The organism is Aeromonas sp. HMWF014 (assembly GCF_963878295.1).
In the GTDB taxonomy this organism is placed as follows: Bacteria; Pseudomonadota; Gammaproteobacteria; order Enterobacterales; family Aeromonadaceae; genus Aeromonas; species Aeromonas popoffii.
Map to the genome: position 1 here is coordinate 1 of NZ_CAWNYS010000252.1, position 5223 is coordinate 5223.

The following is a 5223-nucleotide window of genomic DNA, read 5'->3' on the forward strand; positions in this document are numbered from 1 at the left end:
TAGTGCGAAGCCCCCCACAGTCACGAAGGCGAGCAACTTGACGACAGATTCGAAGGCGATGGCCACCACCATGCCTCTGTGGTGCTCGGTGGCATCCAGGTTGCGGGTGCCGAACAGTATGCTGAACAGCGCCAGCAACAGGGCCACGCCGAGGGCCAGTCCGGCAGTATTGCCAGTGGGGCCGGCAGACACTGAGTTGGCCATCAAGAGATCCAGCCCGGTCACTATGGCCTTCAGTTGCAAGACCAGATACGGGAGTATGCCCACGATGGCGATCAGCGCTATGACCATGGCGAGACGCTGGGACTTGCCATAGCGGGCGGCGATGAAGTCGGCGATGGAGGTGATGTGCTCACGCTTGGCCACCAGGATAAGGCGGGCCAGCAGTCGCCAGCCAAACAGGAACACCAGCATGGGGCCCAGGTAGATGGGCACCGGCGACCAGGGAGATTCGCTGGCCTGACCGACGGTACCGAAGAAGGTCCAGGAGGTGCAGTAGACGGCCAGCGACAGGCTGTAGAGCAGGGGTTGCCCCTTGAGGCGACGGCGCTTGCTCTTGTCAGCCACATAGGCGATCAGAAATAGCAGCCCCAGATAGGCGAGTGACAACCCGATCAGCAGCCATCCCTGGTGCATCGATAACCCCTTGTCCATGTTGATAATTTGCATGCAGTTTCGCCAGTCTAGAGAGACTGGTGGCAAAAGTCACTCTTGATGGCATCAGCAAAAATTATCGTTTTTCAATAAAAAATAACTTGCGTGATTATCGAAAAACGACAAACATACCCTTGAGTTTATTGATAAACAATAACCTCTAACAACAGATACACAATCTCTCTTTTATTCACGCAAGAGGTAAACGATGAAACAGAACAAGCTAGAACGAACAAGTAAGCTAATCGAGTGGATCTTGCTCTTTGCACTGTTGGCCACCCCACTGATCACCATTCTGGAGAACTGGGTAAATATCGGCAGCGGAAACCTGTTACAGCAAGAGCTGGGCAAGCTGGTCAGTCGCCCCGGTATCAACCCCGGTGACTATCCCTTCTCCCTCGCCACCCGACTGCTTGCTACTGCGGTTCAATTGCTGCCGGATCTGGTCTTCATGCTGATGCTGTGGCAGTTGCGTCAGCTGTTTCGTAGCTACCGCCATGGCCTGTTGTTCACCTTCGAGCAGATCCGCCGTTACCGGCAGATAGGCCTGCTCCTGTGCACTGCATTCATGGTCGATCTGATCCACACCTCCTTGCTGGATGCCGCCCTTACCATAAGCGGCCCCAAAGTACTTTGCACAATCTCTCTCAGTACATCCGATTTCCGGGCACTGCTGGCGGGATTTATCGTACTGGCGCTGGCGCTGGTGATGAACGAAGCCAAACAACTGGCCGATGAACAACAACTGACAGTGTGAGGATCCCATGCCCATCATAATCCGGCTCGATGCCCTGCTGGCCGAGCGCAAAATGACCGCCCGTGAGCTGGCCCAGCGGGTCGACATCACAGAGGCCAACCTCTCCATTCTCAAAAACGGTCATGCCAAGGCGGTCCGCTTCTCCACCCTGGAAGCCATCTGCCGCGAGCTGGGCTGCCAGCCGGGCGACCTGCTGGGCTATGAGCAAGCGCGCTAACCCGCAGGAACCCCGTCATGACCCTTGATCCCGTCATCCAGAGTCTGTTGCTGCTCCCCTTGTGGGGAGCGGCCGCCGAGGCCCCGCCCGGCCCAAGCTATCAGATCATGGCCAGCGCCAAACCCGGCACCCTGCTGGTTCGCTTCACCCCGGAAGGAACAAAGCCTTTCACTCTTCTGCCCACCCGTACTCTGGCCGGCACGGGCCAACAAAGGTTGCCCGTGCTGACCTGTCTGGAGAATAGCGCCAGAGTTGAGCCGGACCAGCCCATCCGGTGCAACGAGCTGAGCTGGCAGGTGACGCTCAAGCCAGTGCCGGCAACCGGAGTCGATGCCTCTGCACAGCAGAACCTCTACTTTTCGGAGGGAAGCTGGCTGATCACCGAATGGGGGGATTTCCCGCGCCAGCAGGGTGCACAGCCGGGTCAGGTGTGCATGCCGGATGGCCGGTGCAGCCCCCTGCCAGGCATGAATGAGCCGCCGCTGGTCCTTAATGCAAGTCAGTTAAGAGAGTTTGAGTCCCAACCCGCTAGGTATAAGGGCTAAAGAGTGAGGGAGGCATGATGCCTCCCTATTTTTATTGGATGCCAGTCAGGGCAAAGGTTTCAGCCAAATTGACGCCGTAACCATAGCATCGTTCCTGCCATTCAAAATTTCGAATATTTAGTCATAAAAATGCTTGAATGACTGGCATTGGCCGCTGGTCCTGCCTTTTTCCTGCCAGCGACCACCCCACCGCCGATGCCCCGCTGCGCCTGCTGCGCACCAGCGCCCACGAGGCGGTACACATGCTAGATACCCGACCTAGACCGACCTGGGTTGCCGAAAGCCTAGCAGAGTACCTTGCCATCAAGTCGCTGCACCGCTTCCATCTGGCCACCACCACTGCGGCTGACGAGCTGGTGCAACGCAGAGACGCTCTGCCTCATTCGGAGGCAGGGCTCTATCGGGCTAGTGATGCGGTCAAGGTGGGAGATCTCTCCTACTATCCCCTTTTCTACGTGAAGGGGAGCGCCTTCCGGGAAGCGCTCGAACTGGCCCTGCAACGCCATCACCGTACCCTGTCAGCACTCTTGCCCCACCTCTCCTGACAAACGGACGGTCGCTTCGATGCTGCCTCCAGCATCTTGCTGGCGCGCCACCTGGGCGTTGAGGTCTGGCACGGCCTGATCCGCGCCAATCGGGATGAGCCTGCCTGACGCCTGCACCATGCAAGAAGGGGAGCACATACTCCCCTTCGCTTTATTGGCACCGTCATTTTCTGTCTAGATAAATCAGGCGGCAGCCACCTCGCCTGGCCGCAACCGCAGGAAGAAGACAGGCACCACCACCAGCACCATGATGAAGAAGATGCCGCCGCCCAGCGGCTCGAACAGCAGGCCGCACAGCATCATCAGGGCGGCGACCGTCATCCCGAGGCCCAGCGCGGCGTAGAGCGCCTGAGTGGGGATCAGCTGCTCGGCCGGCAGCTGGCGGGTCATGAAGCGCACGGCGCCGAGATGGCTGACGCAGAAGGTGACCGCATGGAGCAGCTGGCCCGCCACCAGCACCAGGATCTCGGTGGAGGCGCCGAGCAGGATCCAACGCACCACGCAGCCCAGCGCCCCCACCAGAAACAGGGTCTGGGCGCCAAATCGGTTGAGAAAGCGCTTGTCGGCGGCGAACATGCCGATCTCCGCCACCACCCCCAGCGCCCACAAATAGCCTATGGTGGTGCCGCTGTAACCCGCCGCCTTCCAGTGCATGGCGCTGAAACCGTAGTACGCGGCATGACTGCCCTGCAGCAGGGCCGAGATCAGCAGGAAGCGGCGCACCGGGGGAGATTTCAGGGTATCTAGCAGGGAGGCTTTCGCCCGCTCCCCCTGGATGTCCCGGGGCGCCGGATGCAGCGGCAGCCAGCTGAGCAACAACATCAGCACCAGCCCTGCCACCATGGTATGCAGCACCCAGTCGCTGCCAAAATTCCCCACCAGGGCCCCCACCAGGGTCGACGCCACTATGAAGGCCAAGGAGCCGAACAGCCGCACCTTGCCGTAGTCGAGGTGCACCTGCACCACCATGCGGGTGGCGAGAGCCTCCCCCACCGGCATCAGAGTCGGATAGATGAAGTTCGCCACCAGGGTCAGCCCCACCAGCCACCAGAGGCCGTGACTGAGATAAAAGCCGAGAAAGGCCAGCAGGCTCAGCAGGCAGAGCAGGCGGGTAACGGGCAGCAGGTGCCCGGCCCCCTTGATTTGCCCCATCACCAACAGGTTGCCGGCAAAGCGGATCGCCATCCCGGCGCCCAGCAGCAGACCTATCATCTCGGCGCTCACTCCTATGCCCTCCAGCCAGAGCGACCAGAACGGCAGGTAGGCGCCATAGACGAAGTAAAAGGCGCCAAAGAACAGGGCTAACCAGGAGAAGGCGGGCATAGATCCTCGACAACGAAAAGAAGGGGCACAAATGATAACCGATTTTAGGACCATGATCCTGCGAGCCAGGCGCAAGCCGAAATGCAAAACAACAATAAAATTGAACGATTACCGTAAGGATGGTGTCTATTGAGTAACACCACTTCCTGGTTAGTGTTGCAATCCTTCCACCCGCTTCTGGCGGGTTTCTTTTTGGCGGCAACAAGCCGCTTTCCGCCCATGGAAAAGGGGCCTGACGGCCCCTTGGTCAATGTCCTGCTCTACTGCGGTATCAGAATATGTATTTGACCCGTGCGCTCAGGTTGCGGCCCGGCTCAGTCTGGTTGCTGTTGTTGGTCGTGGCACTCAGCCCCGTGATGCTCTCGTAGCTGACGTACTCCTTGTCAAACAGGTTGAAGACACCCACGTTGAGCTGCAGATCCTGCATCGGCTTGAACTGGGCATAAAGATCCACCACGCCCCAACCTGCGCTCTTGATGTTGTCGTTCCCCCTGGCATCCTTGCCCACCTTGTCCATGTCGTCGGCAAAGCGCAGCGCCGTGTTGATGTTCCAGTTGGGCTGTTCCAGCCGCACACCCAGGCTGCCGTTGAGCGGGCTCAGGCTATTGATGTAGTTGCCGTTGCCATCCTTGCCTTCGATGTAGCCCAGGTTGCCCCAGACGTTGACCAGATCATTTAGCCAGTAATCCGCCTTGGCCTCGCCCCCTTTGGTGGTCGCTTTGTCCAGGTTCTGGTACTGATACACCTTAGTGCGACCCTCGGTGCCGATCTGGGCCAGCTCGATGAAGTCATCGAACTTGTTATAGAAGGTCGCCACTTCGTAGCTAAAGCCACCGGCACTGCCGCGTATACCCAGATCGATGCCGTTACTGCTCTCGGACTTGAGATCCGGGTTCGGCTCGATGCGATACCCGTATGCCTGATGATTAAGGGTGGAGAAGGCATTGTCATACATGGGCGCCTTGAAACCGTGGCTGTACTGGGCGAACAGGTTGGCAGCCTCGTGCGCCTTGAACACCAGCCCCAGCTTGGGCGAGAACTCCCCTTCGGAGAACTGCTTGATCTTCTCGCCCGTGTAGGCGGGATCCTCATCAGGCGTCATCTGGTAGTAGTCGTAACGGGCGCCCGGGGTCAGCACCCAGTGCTCGCCAAACTTGATCTCGTCGAAGGCCCACAGGGCGC

6 protein-coding genes and 1 pseudogene are annotated in these 5223 nt (G+C 59.0%); 4 read left to right on the top strand and 3 right to left on the bottom strand.

Annotation, left to right across the window (positions count from 1 at the left end; genetic code table 11):
• A pseudogene (locus AAC083_RS10225) lies at window positions 1-636 on the bottom strand (hybrid sensor histidine kinase/response regulator); the annotation flags it as partial.
• 226 nt (window positions 637-862) lie between these two features.
• Between AAC083_RS10225 and AAC083_RS10230 the strand changes: the two are divergent.
• From AAC083_RS10230 to AAC083_RS10245, 4 genes are all read left to right on the top strand, one after another.
• The gene (locus AAC083_RS10230) at window positions 863-1411 is read left to right on the top strand and encodes a DUF2975 domain-containing protein (RefSeq protein ID WP_108536524.1); all 549 of its coding nucleotides are present in this window, start codon (window positions 863-865) and stop codon (window positions 1409-1411) included.
• Between the two features lie 7 nt (window positions 1412-1418).
• A complete protein-coding gene (locus AAC083_RS10235) occupies window positions 1419-1628 on the top strand; it encodes a helix-turn-helix domain-containing protein (protein ID WP_042035054.1) in 210 nt (69 codons plus the stop codon).
• Between the two features lie 17 nt (window positions 1629-1645).
• Window positions 1646-2173: a hypothetical protein gene (locus AAC083_RS10240; protein ID WP_181364710.1), complete on the top strand. Its 528-nt coding sequence runs from the start codon at window positions 1646-1648 to the stop codon at window positions 2171-2173.
• Window positions 2174-2310: 137 nt separating this feature from the next.
• Window positions 2311-2718, top strand: coding sequence for a hypothetical protein (locus AAC083_RS10245; RefSeq protein WP_258224652.1), 408 nt, complete (start codon window positions 2311-2313; stop codon window positions 2716-2718).
• 183 nt (window positions 2719-2901) lie between these two features.
• On the opposite strand, the gene AAC083_RS10250 is transcribed toward AAC083_RS10245, so the two are convergent.
• Together AAC083_RS10250 and AAC083_RS10255 are read right to left on the bottom strand one after the other, a co-directional pair.
• A complete protein-coding gene (locus AAC083_RS10250) occupies window positions 2902-4041 on the bottom strand; it encodes a 3-phenylpropionate MFS transporter (protein ID WP_108536525.1) in 1140 nt (379 codons plus the stop codon).
• Window positions 4042-4312: 271 nt separating this feature from the next.
• Window positions 4313-5223 (bottom strand): TonB-dependent receptor domain-containing protein (locus tag AAC083_RS10255; RefSeq protein WP_146181644.1); only part of this gene is annotated, 911 nt, incomplete at its 5' end.